Source organism: Acidovorax sp. BLS4, assembly GCF_032929295.1.
Lineage (GTDB): Bacteria > Pseudomonadota > Gammaproteobacteria > Burkholderiales > Burkholderiaceae_C > Paracidovorax.
On record NZ_CP136797.1, the window covers coordinates 2,159,183 to 2,184,213 of the forward strand.

At 65.6% G+C, this 25,031-nt stretch carries 24 protein-coding genes; 13 read left to right on the forward strand and 11 right to left on the reverse strand.

Annotation, left to right across the window (positions count from 1 at the left end; genetic code table 11):
* Positions 1–350: 350 nt before the first annotated feature.
* From lepA to R1Z03_RS10055, 10 genes are all read left to right on the forward strand, one after another.
* Positions 351–2,159, forward strand: a complete 1,809-nt coding sequence (lepA, locus tag R1Z03_RS10010; protein WP_272567874.1) for a translation elongation factor 4 — start codon at positions 351–353, stop codon at positions 2,157–2,159.
* A gap of 1 nt (position 2,160) precedes the next feature.
* Positions 2,161–3,135: a signal peptidase I gene (gene lepB, locus R1Z03_RS10015; protein ID WP_317359241.1), complete on the forward strand. Its 975-nt coding sequence runs from the start codon at positions 2,161–2,163 to the stop codon at positions 3,133–3,135.
* A gap of 53 nt (positions 3,136–3,188) precedes the next feature.
* Positions 3,189–3,554, forward strand: a complete 366-nt coding sequence (locus R1Z03_RS10020) for a DUF4845 domain-containing protein (RefSeq protein WP_284395952.1) — start codon at positions 3,189–3,191, stop codon at positions 3,552–3,554.
* A 3-nt stretch (positions 3,555–3,557) separates the two neighbouring features.
* Positions 3,558–4,241: a ribonuclease III gene (gene rnc, locus R1Z03_RS10025; protein WP_284407047.1), complete on the forward strand. Its 684-nt coding sequence runs from the start codon at positions 3,558–3,560 to the stop codon at positions 4,239–4,241.
* Positions 4,238–5,254: a GTPase Era gene (era, locus tag R1Z03_RS10030; RefSeq protein ID WP_284430056.1), complete on the forward strand. Its 1,017-nt coding sequence runs from the start codon at positions 4,238–4,240 to the stop codon at positions 5,252–5,254. Before rnc ends, era begins: the two co-directional genes overlap by 4 nt.
* A gap of 146 nt (positions 5,255–5,400) precedes the next feature.
* Entirely contained in the window at positions 5,401–6,180 is a 780-nt protein-coding gene (gene recO, locus R1Z03_RS10035) for a DNA repair protein RecO (RefSeq protein WP_272567883.1), read from the forward strand.
* Complete coding sequence (locus tag R1Z03_RS10040) at positions 6,177–6,956, forward strand: pyridoxine 5'-phosphate synthase (RefSeq protein ID WP_317359247.1); 780 nt, start codon at positions 6,177–6,179, stop codon at positions 6,954–6,956. Before recO ends, R1Z03_RS10040 begins: the two co-directional genes overlap by 4 nt.
* Before the next feature lie 57 nt (positions 6,957–7,013).
* Positions 7,014–7,406 carry a holo-ACP synthase gene (acpS, locus tag R1Z03_RS10045; protein WP_284407044.1) on the forward strand — a complete coding sequence of 131 codons (393 nt, stop codon included), beginning with the start codon at positions 7,014–7,016 and terminating at the stop codon, positions 7,404–7,406.
* Positions 7,407–7,466: 60 nt separating this feature from the next.
* Positions 7,467–8,630 carry a beta-N-acetylhexosaminidase gene (gene nagZ, locus R1Z03_RS10050; RefSeq protein ID WP_317359250.1) on the forward strand — a complete coding sequence of 388 codons (1,164 nt, stop codon included), beginning with the start codon at positions 7,467–7,469 and terminating at the stop codon, positions 8,628–8,630.
* Between the two features lie 315 nt (positions 8,631–8,945).
* Complete coding sequence (locus tag R1Z03_RS10055; protein ID WP_317359252.1) at positions 8,946–10,904, forward strand: DUF3300 domain-containing protein; 1,959 nt, start codon at positions 8,946–8,948, stop codon at positions 10,902–10,904.
* Between the two features lie 74 nt (positions 10,905–10,978).
* Here R1Z03_RS10055 and R1Z03_RS10060 read toward each other — a convergent pair whose 3' ends face one another.
* The 7 genes from R1Z03_RS10060 to R1Z03_RS10090 all read right to left on the reverse strand — a co-directional run bounded on the left by R1Z03_RS10060 (position 10,979) and on the right by R1Z03_RS10090 (position 18,064).
* Positions 10,979–11,608 carry a mechanosensitive ion channel family protein gene (locus R1Z03_RS10060; RefSeq protein WP_284430246.1) on the reverse strand — a complete coding sequence of 210 codons (630 nt, stop codon included), beginning with the start codon at positions 11,606–11,608 and terminating at the stop codon, positions 10,979–10,981.
* 32 nt (positions 11,609–11,640) lie between these two features.
* Positions 11,641–12,678, reverse strand: coding sequence for a diguanylate cyclase domain-containing protein (locus tag R1Z03_RS10065; RefSeq protein ID WP_372588250.1), 1,038 nt, complete (start codon positions 12,676–12,678; stop codon positions 11,641–11,643).
* Between the two features lie 64 nt (positions 12,679–12,742).
* Entirely contained in the window at positions 12,743–14,281 is a 1,539-nt protein-coding gene (lysS, locus tag R1Z03_RS10070; RefSeq protein ID WP_317359255.1) for a lysine--tRNA ligase, read from the reverse strand.
* A 73-nt stretch (positions 14,282–14,354) separates the two neighbouring features.
* Positions 14,355–15,146, reverse strand: a complete 792-nt coding sequence (locus R1Z03_RS10075) for a glycosyltransferase family 2 protein (RefSeq protein ID WP_317359258.1) — start codon at positions 15,144–15,146, stop codon at positions 14,355–14,357.
* Positions 15,143–16,000, reverse strand: a complete 858-nt coding sequence (locus R1Z03_RS10080) for a hypothetical protein (RefSeq protein ID WP_317359261.1) — start codon at positions 15,998–16,000, stop codon at positions 15,143–15,145. The genes R1Z03_RS10075 and R1Z03_RS10080 overlap by 4 nt, the downstream gene beginning before the upstream one ends.
* Positions 15,997–16,797: a DUF268 domain-containing protein gene (locus tag R1Z03_RS10085; RefSeq protein WP_317359263.1), complete on the reverse strand. Its 801-nt coding sequence runs from the start codon at positions 16,795–16,797 to the stop codon at positions 15,997–15,999. The genes R1Z03_RS10080 and R1Z03_RS10085 overlap by 4 nt, the downstream gene beginning before the upstream one ends.
* On the reverse strand, positions 16,787–18,064 hold the full coding sequence (locus tag R1Z03_RS10090) for an oligosaccharide flippase family protein (RefSeq protein ID WP_317359266.1): 1,278 nt from the start codon (positions 18,062–18,064) through the stop codon (positions 16,787–16,789). Before R1Z03_RS10090 ends, R1Z03_RS10085 begins: the two co-directional genes overlap by 11 nt.
* Positions 18,065–18,111: 47 nt before the next feature.
* Between R1Z03_RS10090 and gmd the strand changes: the two genes are divergently transcribed.
* Positions 18,112–19,197: a GDP-mannose 4,6-dehydratase gene (gene gmd / locus R1Z03_RS10095; RefSeq protein ID WP_284424287.1), complete on the forward strand. Its 1,086-nt coding sequence runs from the start codon at positions 18,112–18,114 to the stop codon at positions 19,195–19,197.
* A 23-nt stretch (positions 19,198–19,220) separates the two neighbouring features.
* Entirely contained in the window at positions 19,221–20,162 is a 942-nt protein-coding gene (locus R1Z03_RS10100; protein WP_317359270.1) for a GDP-L-fucose synthase, read from the forward strand.
* 76 nt (positions 20,163–20,238) lie between these two features.
* Here R1Z03_RS10100 and R1Z03_RS10105 read toward each other — a convergent pair whose 3' ends face one another.
* From R1Z03_RS10105 to R1Z03_RS10115, 3 genes are read right to left on the reverse strand one after another with little or no spacing between them, the layout of a single operon-like run.
* A complete protein-coding gene (locus R1Z03_RS10105) occupies positions 20,239–21,564 on the reverse strand; it encodes a sugar transferase (protein WP_317359272.1) in 1,326 nt (441 codons plus the stop codon).
* A 7-nt stretch (positions 21,565–21,571) separates the two neighbouring features.
* Entirely contained in the window at positions 21,572–22,690 is a 1,119-nt protein-coding gene (locus R1Z03_RS10110) for a glycosyltransferase family 4 protein (RefSeq protein ID WP_317359274.1), read from the reverse strand.
* A gap of 40 nt (positions 22,691–22,730) precedes the next feature.
* Positions 22,731–23,399 (reverse strand): LON peptidase substrate-binding domain-containing protein, encoded by a 669-nt coding sequence (locus tag R1Z03_RS10115; RefSeq protein WP_317359276.1) that lies wholly within the window; start codon positions 23,397–23,399, stop codon positions 22,731–22,733.
* Between the two features lie 81 nt (positions 23,400–23,480).
* On the opposite strand from R1Z03_RS10115, the gene R1Z03_RS10120 reads away from it, so the two are divergent.
* Positions 23,481–24,029 carry a YggT family protein gene (locus R1Z03_RS10120; protein ID WP_284411299.1) on the forward strand — a complete coding sequence of 183 codons (549 nt, stop codon included), beginning with the start codon at positions 23,481–23,483 and terminating at the stop codon, positions 24,027–24,029.
* Positions 24,030–24,132: 103 nt separating this feature from the next.
* On the opposite strand, the gene accD is transcribed toward R1Z03_RS10120, so the two are convergent.
* The gene (gene accD / locus R1Z03_RS10125) at positions 24,133–25,005 is read right to left on the reverse strand and encodes an acetyl-CoA carboxylase, carboxyltransferase subunit beta (protein ID WP_272567902.1); all 873 of its coding nucleotides are present in this window, start codon (positions 25,003–25,005) and stop codon (positions 24,133–24,135) included.
* Positions 25,006–25,031 lie beyond the last annotated feature (26 nt).

The window sequence follows — 25,031 nt, forward strand, 5'->3', positions numbered from 1 at the left end:
TTTCGATAGAATGGCGCCTGCTTTGCACGGCTTAAATGCATATCGATTCAACTCTGCGCCACCATGTGGGATGGTCGTTAACCATTCACAGGTGATCCACAGTGTGCCCACAAGTTATTCCGGAAGTGGAAAGCGTTTTGTGAATAAGCTGTGTATAAAATGCGCGTTGCAAGGCGGCAACGCCTTCTGAACCTTGTCGGGCGGACTTTCCCTCTCGGCCTTTTTGCCTACAATGAAGTTCCAACCATCGCAGTTGCCAAATGATTGTTGGTTCAGGGCGCGTCACCATTTGACGCGCCCTTTTTTCTTGTGCGCTCCGTTTTAATTCAATCACTTGTCGCTTTCCCTTGATGAACCACATCAGAAATTTTTCCATCATTGCGCACATCGACCATGGCAAATCGACCTTGGCGGATCGCTTGATTCAGCGCTGTGGCGGGCTTGCCGAGCGTGATATGGAAGCCCAGGTGCTCGACTCGATGGACATCGAAAAAGAGCGTGGGATAACCATCAAGGCGCAGACGGCGGCGCTGCAATACAAGGCCAAAGACGGCCAGATCTACAACCTCAATCTGATCGACACGCCGGGCCACGTGGACTTTTCGTATGAAGTCTCTCGCTCGCTTTCGGCCTGCGAAGGTGCGCTGCTGGTCGTCGATGCGTCGCAGGGCGTGGAAGCCCAGACCGTGGCCAACTGCTACACCGCGCTGGACCTCGGCGTGGAGGTGGTGCCCGTGCTGAACAAGATGGACCTGCCGAACGCGGATCCCGACAACGCGAAGGCCGAAGTCGAGGACGTGATCGGTATCGATGCAACCGATGCGATTCCCTGCTCTGCCAAGACGGGCATGGGCATCGATGAGATTCTCGAAGCCATCGTGGCCAAGGTGCCTGCGCCGCGCGGCCAGGCCGATGGCCCGCTGCGCGCGATGATCATCGACAGTTGGTTCGATCCGTACGTCGGCGTCGTGATGCTGGTGCGCGTGGTCGATGGCCGCCTGCTGAAGGGCGAGCGCTTCAAGATGATGGCCAGCGGCGCGGTGTACAACGCCGACAACCTGGGCGTGTTCACGCCCGCGAACGAATCGCGCAACTCGCTCGACGCCGGCCAGGTGGGCTACATCATTGCCGGCATCAAGGAACTGCAGGCCGCCAAGGTGGGCGACACCATCACGCTGGAAAAGAAGCTGCCCAACAATGCCGGTCCGGCGACCGAAGCGTTGCCGGGGTTCAAGGAAATCCAGCCCCAGGTGTTTGCCGGCCTGTACCCGACCGAAGCGAGCGAGTACGACTCGCTGCGCGATGCGCTGGAAAAGCTCAAGCTCAACGACGCCTCGCTGCACTACGAGCCCGAAGTCAGCCAGGCGCTGGGCTTCGGCTTTCGCTGCGGCTTCCTGGGTCTGCTGCACATGGAAATCGTGCAGGAACGCCTGGAGCGCGAGTTCGACCAGGACCTGATCACGACCGCGCCCAGCGTGGTCTACCAGGTGGTGAAGGCCGACGGCGAAGTGGTGATGGTCGAGAACCCCTCCAAGATGCCAGACCAAGGCCGACTGGAGGAGGTGCGCGAGCCCATCGTGACGGTGCACCTCTACATGCCGCAAGACTACGTCGGCCCGGTGATGACACTGGCCAACCAGAAGCGCGGCGTGCAGATGAACATGGCCTACCACGGCCGCCAGGTCATGCTGACCTACGAGATGCCGCTGGGCGAGATCGTGCTGGACTTCTTCGACAAGCTCAAGTCGGTGTCGCGCGGCTATGCGTCGATGGACTACGAATTCAAGGAGTACCGAGCCTCCGACGTGGTGAAGGTGGACATCCTGCTCAACGGCGAGAAGGTCGATGCGCTGTCCATCATCGTGCACCGCTCGCAGTCGCAGTACCGCGGCCGTGCCGTGGTGGCCAAGATGCGCGAGATCATCAGCCGCCAGATGTACGACGTGGCCATCCAGGCGGCGATCGGCGCGAACATCATCGCGCGCGAAACCATCAAGGCGTTGCGCAAGAACGTGCTGGCAAAATGCTACGGCGGCGACATCAGCCGCAAGCGCAAGCTTCTCGAGAAACAAAAAGCAGGCAAGAAACGCATGAAGCAGATCGGTTCGGTGGAAGTGCCCCAGGAAGCGTTTCTGGCCATTTTGCAGGTGGAAGACTGAGATGCAGGCCATGCAATACGTGACCTCCGTGATCCTCGCCGCTTTCGTGGCCTACGTTGGGGCCTGGTACATGGGGGCCATCGAAGGCAACTTCGCCCTGCTGCTGTTTCTGGCGACCGTGGTGACGGGGGCCTACTGGCTGGCAGAGCGGCTGGTCTTCCTGCCGCGCCGCCGTAAGGCGGCCCAGGCGATCGAAGATGCGGCGGCCCATCGGCGTGCCGAACTGGACCGCATGGGCATCCAGAAGGTGGACGGCGACGTGCAGGAGGCCAAGGACCGCATCCTGATGCAGCCCTGGTGGCTGGACTGGACCGCCGGCCTGTTCCCGGTGATCGCCGTGGTGTTCCTGCTGCGCTCGTTCCTGTTCGAGCCGTTCAAGATTCCTTCGGGCTCGATGATCCCCACGCTGCTGGTGGGCGACCTGATCCTGGTGAACAAGTTCACCTACGGCATCCGCCTGCCCGTCATCAACACCAAGCTCACGCAGGGCAATGCGCCCCAACGCGGCGATGTGATGGTGTTCCGCTACCCGCCCCAGCCCAGCATGGACTACATCAAGCGCGTGGTGGGCGTGCCCGGCGACGAAGTGGCCTACCTGAACAAGCGCCTCACGGTGAATGGGCAGGTGGTGGAAACCTCCGCCGTGCCGGACTTCTTCGACGAAGACACGATGCGCTACTTCAAGCAGTTCGAAGAGCAGTTGGGCGACCACCGCCACCGCATGATCAACAACCCCGACGTGCCAGCCTTCGTCCAGGGCGCCAGCGATTTCGCGAACCGCCAGAACTGCCGCTACAGCGTCGAAGGGGTGGTGTGCAAGGTGCCCGAGGGCCAGTATTTCATGATGGGCGACAACCGGGATAACTCCCTCGATTCGCGCTACTGGGGCTTCGTGCCGGACGCCAACATCGTGGGCAAGGCCTTCTTCGTCTGGATGAACTTCGGCAACCTCAAGCGCATCGGTCCGTTCCGCTGAGCACCGGCTTCGCACGTTTCACCACCGCCAATACCAAAGAGGGGTAGATCACCATGGCATTGCACCGTACCGCCAGCCGCGCGCGCCAGCGCGGCCTGTCGTTCATCGGACTGATTTTCATCGGCCTGCTGGCCGTGGCCGCCTTTGCCATCGGCGGGCAGTCGGTGCCGATCTTCCTGGAGTACCAGGCCATCAGCAAGGCCGCCAACAAGGCCGCGCGGGAAGGCAGTTCAGTGCCGGACGTGCGCGCCATCTTCGACCGTGCCGCATCGATCGACAACATCAGCTCGGTCCAGGGCAAGGACCTCGAGGTGACCAAGCGCAACGAGAAGATCGTCGTGTCCTTCAGCTACTCGCGCGAGATCGCCCTGGCCGGCCCGGCCTATCTCGTTTATCGATTCCAAGAACAGACCAAGTAGTCGGTGCAACCCAGCCTTTCCGCACTGCAGGACCGCCTGCAGCATGCTTTCTCCGATCCTTCGCTGCTGCAGCGCGCCATCACGCACCGCAGCTTTTCCGCCGACCACAATGAGCGCCTGGAGTTCCTGGGCGATTCCGTCCTCAGCCTGGCGGTGTCCAGCCTGCTGTACCAGCGCCTGCGCGATCTGCCCGAGGGGGATCTGTCCCGCGTGCGGGCCAATCTGGTCCGGCAGGAGACCCTCCATGAACTGGCATTGCGCCTGAAGCTGCCCGACGTGCTGCGCCTGGGCGAGGGCGAGGCCAAATCGGGCGGCAAGCTGCGGCCATCCATCCTGGCCGACGCGCTGGAGGCGCTCATCGGCGCGGTGTACCTCGATGCCGGGTACCTGCAGGCCGAGGCCCTGGTCCACCGGCTCTTTCAAGGCGTGGAGATCAACCCGCAGATGGAGGCGGCCGCCAAGGACCCCAAAACTGCGTTGCAGGAGTGGCTGCAGGGTCGCAAAATGAAGTTGCCGCAGTACCGGGTGGTGGGTACGGTGGGGGCTGCACACCGCCAGACCTTCGATGTGGAGTGCGAAATCTCCGAACTGGGCCTGACCGAGCGCGGCATCGGCGGCTCACGCCGGGCAGGCGAGCAGGCGGCGGCAGCGGCCATGCTGGTCCTATTGAAAGCGAAGAATCCATGAATGAAGATGCTACAAAAAATGTAGCTGGTGGCGCAGATGAATCTAGCGCTGACGGCCAAAATGACCTGGAAGCGATGCTGGCAGCCGCCAAGCCGGCCAGCGCCCCGGCGGATGCCACCGGCCAGCGTTGCGGCCTGATCGCCATCGTGGGCAAGCCCAATGTGGGCAAGTCCACGCTGCTCAATGCGCTGGTGGGGCAGAAGATCAGCATCACCTCGCGCAAGGCGCAGACCACGCGCCACCGGATCACCGGCATCCGCACGATGGAGCAGACGCAGTTCGTGTTCGTCGACACGCCGGGCTTCCAGACCAAGCACAGCACGGCGCTCAACAAGTCGCTCAACAAGACGGTGATGGGCGCGATCGGCGATGTGGACCTGATTCTTTTCGTGGTCGAGGCCGGCAGTTTCACGCTGGCCGATGCCAAGGTGCTGTCGCTGTTCAAGCCTGGCATCCCCACGCTGCTGATCGCCAACAAGCTCGATACGGTGCACCGCCGCGCGGAAATCGCGCCGTGGCTCAAGGGCATGCAGGAGCGCCATCCGTTCGCCGAGTTCGTGCCCATGTCGGCCAAGAACAAGGGCGATATCGAGCGCCTGTTCGGCATCTGCGCCAAGTACCTGCCCGAGCAGGCCTGGTGGTATGCCGAGGACGAGCTGACCGACCGCAGCGAGAAGTTCCTGGCCTCGGAGACGGTGCGCGAGAAGCTGTTTCGCTTCACGGGGGACGAGTTGCCCTACACCTCGACCGTCGTCATCGACAAGTTCGAGGAAGAAAAGGGCAAGACCAAGAGCCGCATGATCCGCATCGCCGCCACCATCGTGGTGGAGCGCGACGGCCACAAGGCCATGGTGATCGGGGAGAAGGGCGAGCGCCTCAAGCGCATCGGTACCGAAGCGCGGCAGGAGCTGGAAAAGCTCATGGACGCCAAGGTGTTCATCGAGATCTGGGTCAAGGTGCGTTCCGGCTGGGCCGACGACGAAGCGCGCGTGCGCTCGTTCGGCTACGAGTGAATCGACCCTGCGCTGCTTCGGCGGCCTCGGCGCCGTGGGCCACCCCGGGGCTCGGCGCACCCGTGTGCCGGGTGCCCGACCCAAAGAAAACCCTCATCCAGCGCTTGTCCATCAAGCACTGGTCGCTATTGAAAGAATAGCAACCCATGGCTGTGCGCCGTATTGCCGACGAACCCGCCTATGTGCTGCACCGCTACGACTGGAGCGAGTCCAGCCTGATCCTGGACGTGTTCACGCGGCACCATGGCCGGGTCGCGCTGGTCGCCAAGGGCGCCAAGAAGCCCACCTCCAACTTTCGCCCCGTGCTGCTGCCGCTGCAACCACTGCGGGTCAACTACACCCTGTCGGGCGATGGACAGGGCGAGATCCATGCGCTCAAGGGCGCGGAGTGGGTGGGCGGGCACGTCATGCCCACGGGCGATGCGTTGCTGTCGGGTCTGTACCTCAACGAACTGCTGATGCGCCTGATGGCCCGCGAGGATGCCCATGCGCCCCTGTTCGACGCCTATGCCGGCGTGGTGCGGGTGCTCGGCAGCGAGCACGGCGATGCGCTCGAACCCGTGCTGCGCAGCTTCGAACTGCTGCTGCTGCGCGAGATCGGGCTGCTGCCCAGCCTGGGGGCCGAAACGGTCACGCTGTCGCCCTTGCAGCCACCCACCCGGTACACGCTGGTGCCCGAAGCCGGGCTGCGCGCCGCGACGGCCACCGACCGGGCCACGCTGGCCGGCGCGCAATGGCTGGCGCTGCAGCGCGCGCTGGAGGCGGGCGAGGGCGCCAGCTACACCGCCACGCTGCGCGTGATCGCCCAGGCCGGCACGCCGATGGCGGCCGAACTCAAACCCCAGTTGCGCACGCTGCTGCAATACCATTGCGGCAGCCCGGTGCTGCGCACGCGCCAGCTCATGATGGACCTGCAATCGCTATGACCCTTTCCTCCGCCGCTCCCGCCCGCACCGCCCTGTCGGTCAATGTCAACAAGGTGGCCCTGGTGCGCAACACGCGCCACCTGGGCATTCCCAGCGTCACGCGCGCTTCGCTGCTGTGCCTGCAGGCGGGCGCCCAGGGCATCACGGTGCATCCGCGGCCGGACGAGCGCCACATCCGGGCTGGCGACGTGCACGACTTGGCCGCGCTGATGAAGGACTGGCCGGACCGCGAATTCAACATCGAGGGCAACCCGTCGCAGAACCTCATGGATTTCATCCGCGAGGTGCGGCCGCAGCAGGCCACCTTCGTGCCCGACAGCGAAGACCAGTTCACCAGCGACCACGGCTGGAGCTTTCCGCAGGATGCCGAGCGGCTGGCGCCGCTGATCGCCGAATGCCGCCGACTGGGTGTGCGCGTGAGCCTGTTCATGGACCCGCTGCCCGCCCAGATGGCCGCCGCCCGCGCCGTGGGCGCCGACCGCGTGGAGCTGTACACCGAGCCCTATGCCGCCGCCTGGGGCACGGGGCGCCAGGCCGCCGAACTGGAGCGCTACCGCGCGGCGGCCCAGGCCGCCCTGGATGCCGGCCTGGGCGTGAACGCCGGGCACGACCTGAACCGCGACAACCTGGCCGCCTTCGTGCAGGGCGTGCCCGGATTGTTGGAGGTGTCCATCGGGCACGCGCTCATCGCCGATGCGCTGGAATTGGGCTATGCCACCACGGTGCAGGCCTACCAGCGCTGCATCGAAGAGGGCATGGCTGCCAAATGCTCCTGATTTGATAGCAATATGCCGGCGATTTTCATGCCTTGGAGGCAGATTGGACCCTGAAACATGATCTACGGCATCGGCACCGATATCTGCGACATCCGCCGCATTCGCGCCAGCCTGGAGCGCCACGGCGACCGCTTCGCCGAGAAGGTGCTGGCCGAGGGCGAGCTGTCCACCTGGCGCGAGCGCGGCGCGCGCTGGCCCGAACGCGGCGTGCGCTACCTCGCCACCCGGTTCTCGGCCAAGGAAGCTTTCAGCAAGGCCATCGGCATGGGGATGCGCATGCCCATGACCTGGCGGCACTGCGAGGTGGCCAAGCTGCCCAGCGGGCAGCCGGTGATCGTGCTGCACGGCGCGCTCAAGGAATGGTTCGAGGCCCAGGGCCTGCAGTGCCATCTGAGCGTGACCGACGAATCCGACTACGCGGCGAGCTTTTGCGTGGTCGAAAAGAAATAAGGCCCCACCGCAATGCGGTATTGCCTGGATTGCTATTAAAAAGTGATTGAACCCCTGGCCATGACTTTCGAACACGCCCCCCTCATCCTCGACGTTGCCGGCACCGAACTCACCGCGGCGGACCGCCGCCGCCTGGCGCACCCGCTCACCGGCGGTGTGATCCTGTTCACGCGCAACTGGCAGGATCGCGCGCAGTTGCTGGCGCTCACCAGCGCCATCAAGGCCGTGCGGGACGATCTGCTGATCTGTGTGGACCACGAAGGCGGCCGCGTGCAGCGCTTTCGCAGCGATGGCTTCACCCAGCTGCCGCCCATGCGGGCGTTCGGTGAGCTGTGGATGCAGGGCGACGGCCGGGGCGCCAAGGCCGTGCCCGGCAGCGGCGCGCTGCGCGCCACCAATGCGGCGACCGCCGCCGGCTACGTGCTGGGCAGCGAGCTGCGGTCGTGCGGCGTGGACTTCAGCTTCACGCCGGTGCTGGACCTCGACTGGTCCGATGAGGCACCCCGAGGCAACGCGGGACGCGTGCAGCGGCCCGGCGCTTCCCGCAGCAGCGTGATCGGCGACCGGGCCTTCCACCGCGATCCGCGCGTGGTGGCCCTGCTGGCCAAAAGCCTCATGCACGGCCTGCTGCAGGCGGGCATGGCCAATTGCGGCAAGCATTTTCCGGGGCATGGCTTCGTTCGCGCCGATTCGCACACGGACATTCCCGTGGACCCGCGCAGCCTGAAAGCCCTGCTGGCTGACGACGCGGCGCCGTACCCCTGGCTGTCGAGCACGCTCACCAGCGTGATGCCCGCCCACGTGATCTATCCCAAGGTGGACAGCCGGCCTGCGGGTTTTTCGCGGCGCTGGCTGCAGGACATCCTGCGCCAGCAACTGCGTTTCGACGGGGCGGTCTTCAGCGACGACCTGAGCATGGAAGGCGCGCGCCGCATCGACGGCCAGACGGTGAGCTACACCGATGCGGCCGTGGCGGCGCTCGATGCGGGCTGCGACCTGGTGCTGCTGTGCAACCAGAGCCTCGTGGGCGAGGGCGACCGCCAAGGCGAAGCGCTGGACGAACTGCTGGAGGGATTGCAGCAGGCCCGTGACGATGGCCGCTGGCATGCCAGCCCCGACAGCGAATCCCGCCGTGTGGCGCTGCTGCCGGAAACGCTGCCCCAGCCGTGGGACGAACTGATGCTGCAGCCCGCCTATCTGCAGGCGCTCGAACTGTTGCCATGAGCGGGGCGGCTTTCTCGGCGCATTGGTAACCAATCGTTGTTCGGCCCATCGCTGCGTCCGGTGGCTGGCTGGTGCCTTCAAAGGGAAAAGTCGCCTCCCGCACTGCCATTAACCGCGAAAAACGCTGTTTCCAGCCTTCGCAGTGACTGGCACCGGGGCGAGGGCCGACAGCGCGCGACGAACATTGGCCTACAACTGGCGGTCAACGCGAGGCATAACGTGCCGTTCTGAAGAGACCATCTGCCGACGAAGTGCCGACGCACGCCGGACCGGGTTTTCGCATCGGCCCACGGTGGATGGTTCAGGAGAAAAACCATGGCGCCCCTTGCAGACCCCCGTGCTTCCCAAACCCACGCCGCCTTGCCGCTCCAACCGGCGGCGACCGCACCCAGATCCCTCCGCACTGCGGGCCTGCAGCGTGCATCGCGCGGCATGGCGCTGTCGCTCATCGCCGTTTGTGCCCTGACCGCCTGCAATCGCCAGAACTCTTCTCCGAGGGTGCCGCCGCCCGCGCCATCCGCCGCGGCAGCGCCCGTGGCTGCGCCGGAGGCCGCGCCCGTGGCCGTCCGCTACACGCCTCCCAGCGCGGATGCGCTCTACCAGATGGTTGCTCCCATCGCGCTGTATCCGGACAAGCTGGTGGCGCAGGTGCTGGCCGGTGCGACCTACCCCGACCAGGTCACGGCCGCGGAAACCTGGCTGGGGCAAAACCCGTCGCTGAAGGCTGCCGCGCTGACGGATGCGGTGGACCAGCAACCGTGGGACCCGAGCATCAAGTCGCTGACCGCCTTCCCGAACGTGCTGGAGCAGATGGCCTCCAACCTGCCCTGGACGGTGGCGCTGGGCAAGGCCTACTACAACGACCCGACGGACATGATGAACGCCATCCAGGTCATGCGCTCGCGCGCCAGCAAGGCGGGCACGCTCAAAAGCTCGCCGCACCTGCGCGTGGCCACCGTCACGGCCGCGCCGCCGAGCCCACCGCCACCGGCGGACCTGCAGCAACCCGTGGCCGTCTATAGCGGGCCCACGGTGGTGGTGCCGCCGCCCACCTACATCTCCATCGAACCGGCCGACGTCCAGGCGGTGTACGTGCCGCGCTATGACCCGCAGGTGGTCTATGGCACGCCGGTGCCGCTGTACTCGAGCTATCGCGGGGCCGCGCCCGCCCCGGTCTATTCGTCAGGGGTGGCCGTGGGGCCCGACCCCGTGGCCGTGGGCGCGCTGGCCTTCGGCGCCGGCGTGCTGGTGGGCGCGGTCGCATCGCACCACCACCATTGGGGCTGGGATGCCTGGGGCGTCAACTGGGGTCGGCCACCGGAGCGCGCGGCCTGGGTCCAGGGCGCGCCCTTGCCGCCGCCGGTGGTGCGTCCCGCTGTGGTGTACCGGGGCAACACCTACATCTCGCAGTCCCGCACGGTGGTGGAGAACATCCACAACCGCGTCACCGTGAACAACATCTACGAGCGTGCACCGGACGGTGGCCGTCCTGCGGCCGTGGCGGCCGCGATGCCGGCAGCGCCGGCCGCTCCGATGCCGGCCATGAATCCGATGGCATCGCGTGTCCCGCCAGACCGCGACCACCATGCCATGGCGCAGGCGGCCATGCTGCCGCACGCTCCGGGCCAGGACCGGCATCTTGTGCCGCCAGGCCAGTCTGCCGTGGTGCCATCGCCGCAGGTTCAGGCCATGGTGCCTCCGCAGCGACCCCAGGGCGCGCGTGAATTCCAGAACGCCGGGCGCGCGGAGGAGCGGGTGCATGCCCCGCGGGCAGCGCTGCCCAGCGTTCCTGGCCAACCCCCAATGCAGGCCCATGCTGCTGCAGACCTGCGGGCAGTGCCCGGGGCAGCACAGCCGCACCGCGAGGTGGCGTTGCCGTCCAACAGACCGGAAGGGATGGCGCCGCACGCGCCGACCGCACCAGGGGCGGTGCCGGGCGCTTCGAGCCGGGAGCCCCACCGGGAGAATCCGCGCGTACAGATGGGGGCCAGCCCCGGCGCACAGGCACAGGCACAGGCACAGCGGGCCCTGCCGAGGCCCGAGCATGTTCAGCACATGGCGCCGCAAGGGCAGGCCCAGGGCGCGGCGGAACGTGCCCCGCACAACATGCCGCCACCCACCATGCAGCGGCCCATGCCTGCGATGCCGCACGGGCCGGCCGCACCCCGACACGTCGCCGTGCAGCCGCCCCATGCCTCGCCGGCGCCAGCGCAGCATGGCCATGGGCCGGAAGCGGCCCACCGGCCCGAAGGGCGCCGGCACGGCGAAAGCTGAATGGCCGGCACGTGGTGCCTGCCACGCTGAAACTCGCTGCGGCCTTGCGTGAGCCGGCAGCAGACCTGGCAGGGTCAGACCGTTTCCAGGCTGGAAGAGGCCTCGGCCGAGGCAGCGTCTTCCGGCGCGGCATCCGCCCTGCGCGGAGGCCCGCCCTTCCAACGCCGCACCACGCGCTGGAAGATCAGGGTATTGGGAATCTGCAGCAGTGCGCCGTCCGGCCCCGTGTCGAAGTCTTCCAGGGTGGTGTAGAGCAGGTTGATGTCGATCACGCGCCCCTTGGCACCCGGTTTTTCCGCCGTGTCCAGCACCTCGATGTAGTCGCCCAGGCGGAACGGGCCCACGGTGAAGATGAGCAGCGCGCAGAACAGGTTGGACAGCACGCTCCACGCGGCGAAGAAGGCCACGGCACCCACGGTGGCGAATCCGGTGAAGGCGGTCCACAGCACGGTGGCGGAAACACCCAGGCGCTCCAGCACGAGCAGCAGCGCGCTGCCCATGATGATCCAGCGCAGCAGGCCGTTGATCGGCACCATCATCTCGATGGGCCACTGGTAATGGTGGCCGGCACGCCCCACCAGCCTTCGCAGCGTGCGCTGCAGCACCACGGCGACGATCAGGATCAGGAGGATCTGCAGCCCCGGCACGATGATGTCGAGCCAGTCCCGGATCCAGTCGGGCAGGTAAGGTTGCAGGCGCAGCATGAAGGTCCAGTCGTTCGGCAAAAGGTCTCCTGTCAGCCACGCAACTGCTCGACGGTGTCCATCTGCATCTCGAAGCTGAAAAAGCGGGCGCGTCCCTGGGCCTTGGCGGCATACAGCGCCTGGTCCGCGCGCATCAGCATGGCCTCCGCGCTGGTGCCTTCGTCAGGGACGCAGGTGGTGATGCCGCCGGACAGCGTGAGCGTCGGGCCGAGCGGCGAATTGGGGTGGGGCAGGGCGCGCACGGACAGCAGCTTGCCCAGCGCCCGTGCAAAGGTCATCGCGCCGGAGCGGGGCGTGCCGGGCAGGATGAGGGCGAACTCCTCGCCTCCGTAGCGCGCCGCCACATCGCGCGGGCGCGTGCACACGTCGCGCAGCAGGCGGCTCACGTCCTTCAGGCAGGCATCGCCCTGCAGGTGTCCGGCTGAATCGTTGTAGCGCTTGAAGTGGTCCAGGTCGCACAGCATCAGGGTGAGCGGCTCGCCCTCCCGCCGCGCCGCGGCGATCTCGTTGTGCAGGATGCGGTCCAGGCCGCGGCGGTTCACCAGCCCGGTCAGGGCATCCACCTCGACCATCTCATTGAGCCGCTGGTTGGCCAGGTGCAGCTCCTGCGACAGCGACACCAGCCGGCGGCGCATGTCCAGCAGACGCCGCATGGCGCGAAGCTTGGCAACGAGGACGATCGGCTTGACCGGTTTGACCAGGTAGTCGTCGCCGCCCGACTCGATGCCGCGCCATACGTCCAGGTCGCCGTCCAGGCCGGAGAGAAAGATGATGGGCGTCCAGCCCCCGGGTTCGGCCTCGCGCATCTGCTGCGCGACCCAATAGCCGTCGTTGTGGTCGGACAGGCGGATGTCCAGGAGCACCAGGTCCGGCCGGTGCAACTGGAACAGGTCGAGCGCCTTGTCGCCCGACGCAGCCTCCAGCACATCGACGACGCCGGCATTGCGCAGTTCCGCCACCAGCACCGCGCGCAGGGAGGCCTGATCCTCCACGACCAGCACGGTGAAGGGCATGGTGTCCTCGATGCGGCCCCCACCGGGGGGCAGTGGGGTGGGATGGGTGGTGGTCATCACGGTCCCTTTCCTGAAGGCAGGTGCAGGCCTTTCGGCCGCAAAGGCCGCAGTCCCCAGCCGATCAATGTTCGCGGCGCAGGGCGGGGAACAGGATCACGTCGCGGATGCTGGGGCTGTCGGTGAGCAACATCATCAACCGATCGATGCCGATACCGCAACCGCCGGTGGGAGGCATGCCGTACTCGAGCGCCCTCACGAAGTCGTGGTCGAAGAACATGGCCTCATCGTCGCCGCCATCCTTGGCCGCGACCTGCGCCTGAAAGCGCGCGGCCTGGTCCTCGGCGTCGTTCAACTCGGAAAAGCCGTTGCCGAACTCGCGACCGGTGATGTAGAGCTCGAAACGCTCGGTCACTTCAGGGCGCGTGTCGTTGGCCCGGGCCAGGGGGCTGATCTCGGTCGGGTGCTCCATGATGAAGGTGGGCTGCCAGAGCTTGTCTTCCACCGTTTCTTCGAAGTACAGCACCTGCAGGCTGGCGAGCGTGCGCTTGGACAGCTGGTTCTTCTCTTCGCTCAGCCCCAGCTTCTTGAGGGCGCTGACGAGCCAGGCAGCATCGTCCACATGGGCGCCGGCTTCGGTGTACTGGAAGATCGCCTCGCGGATGGTCAGCCGCTGGAAAGGCTGGGAAAGGTCCACCTCGCGGCCGCCGTAGGTCAGCTGCAGCGTGCCGGCTGCCTTCATGGCCGCATCGCGCACCAGCTGCTCGGTGAAGTCCATCAGGTCGCGGTAGTTCCAGTAGGCCGCGTAGAACTCCATCATGGTGAACTCGGGGTTGTGGCGCACCGAGATGCCTTCGTTGCGGAAGTTGCGGTTGATCTCGAACACCCGCTCGAAGCCGCCCACCACCAGGCGCTTCAGATACAGCTCGGGCGCTATGCGCAGGTACATCTCCTGCTCCAGCGCGTTGTGGTGGGTGACGAACGGCTTGGCATTCGCGCCGCCGGGAATCGGGTGCAGCATGGGCGTTTCCACTTCCAGGAAGCCGTGCTGCACCATGAACTCGCGCAGGCCGCTTACGGCCTTGCTGCGGGCGATGAAACGGCTGCGCGCGGTCTCATCGGTCATCAGGTCCACGTAGCGCTGGCGGTATTTCACCTCCTGGTCGGCCACGCCGTGGAACTTGTCCGGCATGGGCCGCAGGCTCTTGGTGAGCAGGCGCAGCGTGGTGACCTTGATCGACAGCTCGCCGGTCTTGGTCTTCATGAGCGTGCCTTCCGCACCCACGATGTCGCCCAGGTCCCAGTGTTTGAAGGCGGCGTACAGCTCTTCACCCAGCGCATCGCGCGTGACGTACAGCTGCAGGCGACCCCCCGTCGTGCCCAGCGAGCCGTCCTGCACGGTGGCGAAGCTGGCCTTGCCCATCACGCGCTTGAGCATCATCCGGCCAGCGACGCTCACGGTGACAGGGCTCGCCTCGAGTGCATCGGCCACGCTTTCGGCGTACTGCGCCTGCAGGTCCGCCACATGGTGCGCGGGCTTGAAATCGTTGGGAAACGCCACGCCCTTGCCTGCTGCCTGGGCCTCCCGCAAGGCCTTGAGTTTTTCGCGGCGCTCGGCGACGAGCTGGTTGTGGTCAATGGCAGGGGTGGGATTGTCGGACATAGATTAATGATGGCGAAGAGAGGCGTCGCGCGACGAAACCGGCCATTTTAAGAGCCAAGTCAGACCAGCGGCCCTAGCGCAGCCAAGTGCGTAACAGCCTGACGCCGAACTTCAAGCAAGAGACCGGCAGCGCCAGCGCCAGCGCGCCCCGGTGCCCGCGTTGGCCGACGGCGCCGAGCGCAGCCAACTCACCGCGCTGCATGCGCCACAGCTGTGCGCTCAGGCCAGAGCTGCCGAAGGCAGGCTTGTACATGAACGACAGCTGCTGGGAGTGGTGTGCACAGCGCCAGCCGGCCGCGATCAGCTGCAGCCACAGTGCGTAGTCTTCGCTGAGTTGGCCATTGTCGGGAAAGCGCACGCGCGCATCGCGCCGCACCAGCACGGAGGACGTGTGAAACGGATTCGACAGCATGGCAGGGACCAGGCCGACAACGCGGGTAGTCAGCGGTTGAGACGCACTCTCCAGCACGAAGGCCGGTATTTTCTGTGCGATCACCCCGGAGTGGCCCCCGATCAGGTCCAGGCCTTGGTTGTGCATGGCGTGTAGTTGGCGCCCGAGTTTGTCGGGCGACCAGATGTCGTCTGCGTCCAGAAAGGCGACGACCTCGCCGGCAGCCAGGTCCAGGCCGCGGTTGCGCGCGGCTGCAGCGCCAGCGTTGCACGGCTGCTTCACTACACGCAGCACGAAGGCGCCTGCGGTGTCATAGTGCTCCGCCGAGGAGACGGATCCGTCGAGCGAGCCGTCATCCACGCAGATCACCTCGAATGGTGGCAAGGTCTGGTTGCGGATCGAGTCCAGAGCGCGCCGCAAGGTCGCTTCGGCGTTGTAGACGGGGATGACAACGGAGACGCGCGGCAGGCTCATGGTTCGATGGCGAAGTCAGCGTCGAGCCGATGCCACAAGGGCAATGAAGGGTCGGTCGAGGTGAGCGCGAGGCCGCGGAACCACGGCGTGGGCGCGAACACGGTGTGAGCACGGCCCACATAGCCAGCCAGCGCACTGAACGAACTGTTGGCACAGGCCAGCACGTCGGCGTTGATCAAGGCCTGCAATGCCTGGTCGGCTGTTTCCCTGCCGCCGAGGTGGGTGTCGAGGAACAGGCAGCGGTCCGGTGCCACCAACGGCGAAAGCATGGCCCGCGCATGGGCATAGTCGTCGGAAATGACGAGCCACTGCAGTTCAGGCCAATTGCGCTCCAGTGCCTGCAGCACGCCGCGGTAATAGCCTGCGCCGAGCGGTCCGATCTGTTCGCGGTTGTAACGCGAGGCAGCGTAATCGCCCCCTCGCACGTGCAGGGCTGCATAGCGTGACAGGCCCGGGGGTGCGGCGCGAAACGTCGGGCGCAGCAGTTCGCGTGCCTGTCGCAGCGCGCGCTCGCTGTGGTGGCGGGGATGCTGGTAGTAGCCGTAGTGATAGCGTGCACGCCAATCGCCGTGGGCAGGGGTTGCATCATTGTGGAGTTGGCCCAGCAACCGGGCTGCACGCACGACCACCCGCTCGACACGCCACAGCCCTTCCGTGCGGCGAGTCGGCAATCGCAGGTCAGTGAACACCTTGGCCAATTCCAGCGCGCCGATGGCCTGGTTGCCTGGTACTTTGCGCAGGAAGCTGGTGTCGAGTGCAACATCGGCTCCCGACTCGGCCAGCGTCAGCGCGTGCAGCCATTCGAAGAACTGATTGCCGAGCCCGCCGCGCAGAAAAACACGTGTGGTCGTCATATGGGCTCGCCGGTGTGCGGGGGCATGCGCTCGAAGGTGAAGATGCCGAGGGCGTAGTCCTGCTGCTCAATTCGGTCCAGTTCGGCTTCCCAATGCGGATAGTCGATCACGCGCCGTTCGGCACCAACCGCCGCGAACTGGCGCAGCGAAAGGCCTTCCGCTTCGGCCATTCGGACGATGCTGCGTGGCGAGAAAACGCGGTGGGCGTTGAACAGCACACGTTCGATGCCGACGGGCACCGAAAGGTAGAGCCGACCACCCGGACGCACGATATGGGCCATGTTTCGCAGGCCTGTGGCGCTGCCTGCGGGATCAAGCACATCGCCATAGCGGCCAAGTCCAAAATGCTCCAGGGCATGCAGGCAGGACAGCGAATCGCAGTAGTTCGCCAGTTCTGGGGCTGGGTTCATCAGATCGGCCTGCTTGAAGCGGATGCTCGGCAGCTCCGTGGTGATGGCGCGGATATCGAAGACTTCGATGTCACGAAAGCTGGCGATATGCGCCACGAAACCATCGACACGGGACCCGATATCGACATGGCGCTCCGGCCCATGCCGGTGGATCTGCTGCGCCACGTGCAGATCCTGCAGGAAATACTCGCTTTTGGTCGTACCGCCCTCTTCGTACCAGTCATGGAGGCAGGGCATGAGCTCGAGCCGTCCTTGGTACTGGCGTCGGAAGCGCAAAAGGTCGCGCAGGTAGCGCGGCGTGCCGCGCAGCGAGCGCAGCAGTCGACGCGGGTCGATGCCGAACTGCTCCGAGAGGATCCAGTAAAACTTCTTCAGCTTAGCGTTCATGGTCGATCTTGAGGAGCCCGGGCAGACTGGCGATAAAGCCGATGAAATTGATGATGAGCCAACCCGATGTCGCGCCAACCATGCCGAAACGCGACACCATGGGAGGAATGACCAGCAGACACAGCACCCCGGCCAGCAGGTTGACTTGCAGGATGCGCTGGATTTTTCCACGCACCAGCCAGTGGGCGTAGCCCACGTTGTAGAACGCGTTGATGATGGCACCGAACAGCAGCCAGCCGAGCAGCGGGTAGACCACCGAAACGGCATGCCCGTCCTTCAGCCACCACTCCAATAGCCGTTCCCCTCCGACGGCATAGACGGCGATGCCGATGGCTGCGGCCAATGCGATCAGTCCGAAGAGCCGTCCGTACAGATGGCGAAGGGCGGCTGGGTCGTCCTTGAGGCGAAGTGCGCGGGGCAGGACTGCCTGCATCAGCGGGTACACCAACTGCAGCACGCCCGCCGCTGCGGAAGAGGCGATCACATAGTAGCCAAAGTCCGCGATCGGTATCAGGTTGCTGAGCAGCACCTTGTCCAGCTGCATCGTGAGCGCGCCCAGGCCCGAAGCGGCAGCGAGACCGGCGATCGCCGGCCAGGCTTGGCGGACCACGTCACCTTGCCACCGTGCGTCGCCACGATGCGTTCCGGTTGCAGACCAGGCAACGTGGGCACGTAGAGCGGTTTCGAACAGGCCTGCTGCGACGTGCCAGGCCAGATAGGTGGTCAGCGATGGCCAGGTGGTCACGGCGAGAACAGCGCCCCCATGGCGGAGCAGCGTGGCAGCGAACAGGATCTTGTTCAGTGCCACCTGATGTTCCGTGCCGACAAGAAGGCTACGGTAAAGCGATCCCGGGAACATCGTTGCGAAAATGGCGGCCGCTCCGATCACCGCGGCCTGGCCGCTGGCCTTCGCGGCCTCATCCAGATGGAGCCAGTGGCGTGCGATCGGGGCTGCGAGCAGGACCAGCCCGAGGCCGATCAGCAGTGCAATCGCCCAGTAAATGCGCTCGAAGCCGTACAGCAGTGCGGCTGTGCGCGGCTTGGCCGCCCCTTCGCCGGCGGCACGCAACGAGATCTCGCGCACCAAGGCCTGGCTCATGCCTGCGTCGAGCAGGTTGAGCACGGCCTGCAGCGTCGTGACGAAGCCCACGAAGCCGAATTGCAGGGGGCCCAGCGCAGCGAGATACCAGGGCAGGGCGAGGATGGGCGCAAGCGCGACCGCGCCCGAGCCGACGTAGTTCGCCAGAATGTTGCGCTTAAGGGACATGAAAGAGCGCAGCGCCTATGATTGGGTCGTCTTCCTGACCTCTATACATGCAAAAAGTCGCGCTTATCACCGGCATCACGGGCCAGGACGGGGCCTATCTGGCCGAATTCCTGCTGGGCAAGGGTTACATCGTGCACGGCATAAAACGCCGGGCATCGTTGTTCAATACCGATCGCATCGACCATCTCTATCAAGATCCCCACATTACTGACCGCCATTTGATCCTGCATTATGGTGATCTGGCCGACAGCACGAACCTGATTCGCATCATCCAGCAATCACAGCCCGATGAAATCTACAACCTCGCGGCCATGAGCCACGTGGCTGTCAGCTTCGAGACGCCCGAATACACGGCCAATGTCGACGGTATTGGCACGCTGCGCATCCTGGAAGCGATCCGCATCCTGGGCATGGAGCGCAAGACGCGCTTCTACCAAGCTAGCACTTCCGAACTCTATGGGCTGGTGCAGGAAGTGCCGCAGAAGGAAAGCACGCCGTTCTACCCGCGCAGCCCCTACGCCGTGGCCAAGCTCTATGCCTACTGGATCACGGTCAACTATCGGGAGGCTTACGGCATGTATGCCTGCAACGGCATCCTGTTCAACCACGAAAGCCCCGTGCGAGGCGAGACCTTCGTGACGCGCAAGATCACGCGCGCCATGGCGCGCATCCACCTGGGCCTGCAGGATTGCCTGTACCTTGGCAATCTCGATGCACTGCGCGATTGGGGCCACGCGAAGGACTACGTGGAAATGCAGTGGCTCATGATGCAGCAGGAGGTGGCCGAAGACTTCGTCATCGCGACGGGCGTGCAGCACAGCGTGCGAGACTTTGTTTCGGCGGCGGCGCATGAGCTCGGCATGCAGATCGAATGGTCGGGCCATGGTGTGGACGAGGTTGGCCGGGACGCCCAGGGCCGTGCCATTGTCAAGGTGGACCCGAGATACTTCCGACCTACGGAGGTCGAGTCGTTGCTCGGCGATCCTACCAAGGCGCGCGAGAAGCTCGGCTGGACGCCGCGCATTGGATTTGGCGAACTCGTGGCCGAGATGGTGCGCGAGGATCTGAAAAGTGCCCAGCGCGACGAACTGGTCAAGAAGTACGGTTTTTCTGCCTACGACTACAACGAATGACGGCAACGTTGACGAGGGTGGACATGGACAGGAAAGCCAAGATCTACGTGGCAGGCCACCGTGGCATGGTGGGCTCGGCCCTGGTGCGCAAGTTGTCCGAGCGCGGTTACGAAAACCTGGTGACGCGCACGCATGCCGAGCTGGACCTGCTGGATCAGTCTGCGGTGCATGCCTTCATGGCGCATGAAAAGCCCGACTACGTGTTCCTTGCCGCTGCCAAGGTGGGTGGCATACAGGCCAACAACGTGTCGCGGGCAGACTTCATCTATCAGAACCTCATGATCGAGGCCAACGTGATCCATGCCGCGCATGCCGCCGATGTGCAGCGGATGCTGTTCCTGGGATCGAGTTGCATTTACCCGCGCGACTGCCCACAGCCGATCAAGGAGGAGTACTTGCTGACGGGGCCGCTCGAGCCCACGAACGAACCCTATGCCATTGCCAAGATCGCGGGCATCAAGCTCTGTGAGAGTTTCAACCGTCAGTACGGCCGGCATTACGTGAGCGCGATGCCGACGAACCTCTACGGCCCCAACGACAACTACGACCTCAACACCTCGCATGTGCTGCCTGCTTTGCTGCGCAAGGCCCATGAGGCGAAACGGCGTGGCGACCCTGTGATGAAGCTGTGGGGCTCGGGGCGCCCGCGCCGGGAGTTCATGCATGTGGACGACATGGCAGACGCCTGTGTGTTCCTGATGGAGCAACTCGACATCACGGACGGCCTGTTCAATGTCGGCACGGGAACTGACGTGACGATTGAAGAACTGGCCCGGCGGATCATGGGCGTGATCGGTTTCGAGGGCACGCTGGCTTTCGACCCGAGCAAGCCCGATGGCACGCTGCGCAAATTGCTGGACGTTGGCATGTTGCGGCGCCGTGGCTGGAGCGCGCGCATTCCGCTGGATACCGGGATTGCCCAGACCTATCGGTCTTTCCTCGAAACGCCCGAAGCGCGGGGATGAGCCGCGGGAGGTGCGGTGGATGGTGCAGGCCGGAAGTCTTCGCCGCGTTTTCTGGAACTGCCAGCGCCGAACGAAACTAACGCGACCCAAATCCCCCCGCCACGATGCGCAGCGTCTTGTACGCAATCAGCAAGTCCAGGGCCACGGAGTAGTGCGCCACGTAATAGAGGTCATAGCTGAGCTTGATGGCGGTCTGCTCCTCGCTGTCGGCGTAACCCTGCTGGACCTGGGCCCAGCCCGTCAGTCCGGGGCGCACGAGGTGGCGGTAGGGGTACGCGGGAATCCGGTCGGCGAACACGCGCACGAACTCCGTTTGCTCTGGCCTTGGACCGATCAGGCTCATCTCGCCCTTCAGCACATTCCATAGCTGGGGCAGTTCGTCCAGACGGGTGCGGCGGATGAACCGGCCCACGGAGGTCACCCGGTCATCGTTGGGCTGGGCAAAGCGCGCTGTGCGGTCGTCGCCGGCATGGCGCATGCTGCGCAGCTTCCAGATGCGGAACGCACGGCCATTGCGGCCGACGCGGATCTGGGAAAAAAGCATGGGCCCTGGCGAATCCAGCTTCACCGCCAGGCCGGCGGCCAGGCACAGCGGCAGCCACACCGGCAGCCCTGCCAGCGTGAGGAGCAGGTCGGTCAGCCGCTTGAAGGTGTCGTAGGCCGGGTTGCCGTCCAGGGTCCAAAGGTCCTGGGTCTGCTGGTGGGGCAGTATTTTTCGGCCGCTCAGCAGTTCGGCCACGGCCTCCACGCTGTAGAGCCGCACATGCTGCAGACGCAAATCGCTGATCCATCGCTCGCGTGCGGCGCTCGAGGGGGCATGGCGATCCAGCACCACGCCGGCCCATTGGGGGGCGACGTGGGTTGTGCCGGTGTCCGTGCTGGACTCTTCCAGGGGCGTCCAGGGCAGCAGCGCGATGTGGTGCTGGCTGGCATGGGCCGTGTCGCCCAGCAGCTCCCGAAGGCGCAGGGGCACGGTATCGTCCAGATAGGCCAGGGACAGCACCTGGTGCCGCCGGTTGCGCCAATGGCCGACCAGGAACCATGCCGACGAGAGCAGGTACACGAGAAGAACGGCGCCGCGGGAATAGGGCTGCTGCAGCAACGCAAAACCCAGCGGGGCGGCAAGGTAGGGGGCTGCGGTCGCCACGAAGAGAAAGCGGCGTCCCTCGAACTGGGGCAGATAGGCGCCGTTGTAGAGCCAGTGGGCGGTCATGGCATACGGAATGGCGCACCACAGCACCGTCTGCGGAAACTGGTAGGTCACCCAGTCGTACCGCTCCAGGCCGAGCCCCGCCAGATAGCTCACCAGCAGAATCAAGGTGCCACCCAGCGCCCAGCGCAGCACGGCACCCTGTCGGTGCGCCGTGGAGGAGCCGAGTTCGCGGCGTGGAATGCTGTTCATGGAATCGTCAGTGGGTGCGCGAAGTCGCCGCGGCGTAGACCGAGCGCACGGCCAGAGCCATGCGCTGTGCGGTGTAGTGCTGCTCGTAGCGTTGCCGTGCTGCCGCGCCCATGCGGGCGCGCAGTGCTGGCGACTCTATCAGTTGCCGCAACGCCGTGGCCCATGCTGCGGGATCGGGCGCCACCAGGCGCGCATGAGCCGACTCCGGCAGCAATTCGCGAATGCCCGGCAAATCGCTGGCCACGATGGCCATGCCCGCACGCATCGCCTCGATCAGCGAAATGGGCAGGCCTTCGTGATCCGATGCCAGCACGAAGATGGCGTGCTGGGCCAGTTGGGCCGCAACATCATCCACATCGCCGGTGAAGCGCACCGCTTGCAGGCCCAATCGATGGGCCAGTGCGCGGTGGGCTGCCAGCTCGGGGCCGCCGCCGAAAAAGGTGGCGGGGACTTCGTGCCCCAGGGCGCCACGCAACTGGGCGAGTGCGTGCAGCAGGATGTCCGGGCGCTTGGGCGGGGCCATGCGGGCAACCATCGCGATCGTCGGCGCCGCTTCGGCGGTCGATGCTGCGCTATTGCCTGGGACTGCCACATCCTCGACGCCGTTGTGGATGACGGACACCCGCCGCGAAGGCAGCGGTAACACGAGCGCCAGCCGGCGCTCATGGTCCGAGACACAAATCATGCGCCGGGTCAGCAGGGCCAGCAGCCACTCCATGGCAAGGGCCACTGTGCGGCGCTTCCAGGGATGTCCCGCCTTGAAGGCGAAGCCGTGCACGGTGTAGATCACGGGGGTGCGGGTCAGTGCACCGGCCAACCGGGCTACGACGCCGGCCATCGCACTGTGGGCATGGAGCAGATCCGGAGATTGTTCGAGCACGATGCCCCGCAGGGCCCAGGCGGCGCGCACCACGTGCACCGGGTTGAGCGCATTGCCCAGCGCGGGGACGCGATGCACCGCAAGGTGCGAAGCCTCCAGGGCATTGGCCAGTGGCGGATGCGGTTCGGCGCCGCCGATGGCCACCTGGACCGCGACGCCCTGGCGGGTGAGTTCCCGGCAGAGGGTGAGCACATGGCTCTGCGCGCCCCCGACCTCGCCCTTGGTGATGACCTGCAGGACCTTCACGGCAGGGGCGCGCCAGGCCGGGCCGCTGCGCCCTTCGTGTTCACGGCGCGATGCCCGTGCGCTCCAGCACGTCTCCCACGAGTTCCAGGCGCAGCAGCGGGCTGTCGAGTTGCATGAGCTGCTGCTTCAGGTCCAGCGGCACGGGGAGCAGTTCGCACCAGCGATTGGCGACCCAACCGCAGTCGTCCAGTTGCTCGGGGGTGGGGTCGGGGAGGCTGGAGGGGTCGTCCGCACCCCGGTGGCGCAGGCGTGCGAGCACCTGCTCGAGCGCGGCGGCCGTGTTGCGCAGGTCCTCCGGGACGGGGAGCGGCACATCCGGGGGCATCTGCTCGATGTCGGCCACCCACAGCCCGTGCGGCAGCAGGTGGCGGCGCACGATGCGAAAGCGGGCCGAGCCCTCGGCTCGCAGAACGATGAGGCCAGGGTGCGACGTGTCGATCTCCGCAATGTTCGCGAGCGTTCCTGCATCGTGGAACTGCTCGGGCGCTGCACCTGCCTGGCGCACTTCCTGGCCGCTCGTCAGGGCAACGACACCGAAGGGTGCGCCCGCCTGCTGGCATTTGCGCACCATGTCGAGATAGCGCACCTCGAAGACGCGAAGCGAGAGCATCCCGCCCGGGTACAGCACGGTCCCCAGCGGAAAGAGCGGCAGGGAGGTCAGCGTGAGCGGCGGCAATGGCGGCTCGGAAGGTGGGGGCACGAAGGTCATGGGCAAGCGGGTTGGCCCGCTATCATCCCACGGCGGAACCCTTCGCACCATCGCCCCAGATTCTCCACATCACGAGGTTTCATGCTTTACCAGATCGCTTCTTTCCTGCTGGACGTGGTGGGCGGCCTGCTTGCCGGGGCTTGCCTGCTGCGGCTTTACATGCAGCTGCAGCGCGTGCCTTTTGGCAACCCTATCGGGCAACTGGTTTTCGCGCTGAGCGACTGGCTGGTCCTGCCCCTGCGCAGGATCGTGCCTGCCACGGGGCGCTGGGATTGGGCCAGCCTGGTCGCGGCGATTGTGATCCAGCTGGTGCAGTACCTGTTGCTGTGGCTGCTGCTGGGCGCCGGCCCGGGCCTGGTGCTGCTGCTCTGGCTGGCCGTGTTCGGTCTGGTGCGCGCGGCGATCTACGGGCTGATCGGCCTGCTGATCGTCTATGCCGTGCTCTCGTGGGTGCAGACGCGCTCACCCCTTGCCGACGTGATTGCCCGCTTGTGCGAGCCGTTGCTGCGCCCCGTGCGGCGCGTGGTGCCGCTCCTCGGCGGGGTGGATCTGTCGCCGCTGGTGGTGCTGGTGTTGCTGCAGGTGTGCCTGATCGTGGTGGGCAACGTACAGGGATGGGTGCTGCGGTAGAGGCTGGCAGCGGAATTCGCCCCACCATAAAAAATAGCCGCCACCGCTGAGCCAGTCAGTGGTGGCGGCTATTGTTTTGGTATCGGCCGAAGCGTGTGAGCGATCAGGCCACTGAGTCTGCCGGCAGGCGCTGCAGCATCGCCAGGCTCTTGGCCACGGTGCCGCGCAGTTCGCGGCGGTCGCAGATGAAGTCCACGGCGCCCTTGGTCTGCAGGAATTCAGCGCGCTGGAAGCCTTCTGGCAGCGTCACGCGCACGGTCGATTCGATCACGCGCGGTCCGGCAAAGCCGATCAGTGCCTTGGGCTCGGCGATCACGATGTCGCCCACGAAGGCAAAGCCGGCCGAGACGCCGCCCATGGTCGGGTCGGTCAGCACGCTGATGTAGGGCAGGCCCTTCTTGGCCAGCCGGGTGAGGGCCGCGTTGGTCTTGGCCATCTGCATCAGCGAGAGCAGGCCTTCCTGCATGCGCGCGCCGCCTGTGGCGGTGAAGCACAGGAAGGGTACCTTCTGCTCGATGGCGGTTTCCACGCCGCGCACGAAGCGCTCGCCCACCACGCTGCCCATGCTGCCGCCCATGAAGTCGAACTCGAAGCACGCCACCACGATGTTGATGCTGCGCACCGAGCCGCCCATCACGATGAGCGCATCGGTTTCTCCGGTGTTCTCCAGGGCTTCCTTCAGGCGGTCGGGGTACTTGCGGCTGTCCTTGAACTTCAGCGCATCGACCGGCAGCACTTCCTGGCCGATTTCATAGCGGCCTTCGGCGTCCAGGAACGCGTTCAGGCGGGGGCGGGCATTGATGCGGTGGTGGTGGCTGCAGTGCGGGCAGACGTTCTGGTTTTGCTCCAGATCGGTCTTGTACAGCACCGTCTCGCAGCTCGGGCACTTGATCCACAGGCCTTCCGGCACCTGGCGGCGCTCGGTCGGATCGGTCTGCTGGATTTTGGAGGGCAGGAGTTTTTCGAGCCAGGACATATCGGTTTCCTCTTCGCTTCAAGTCT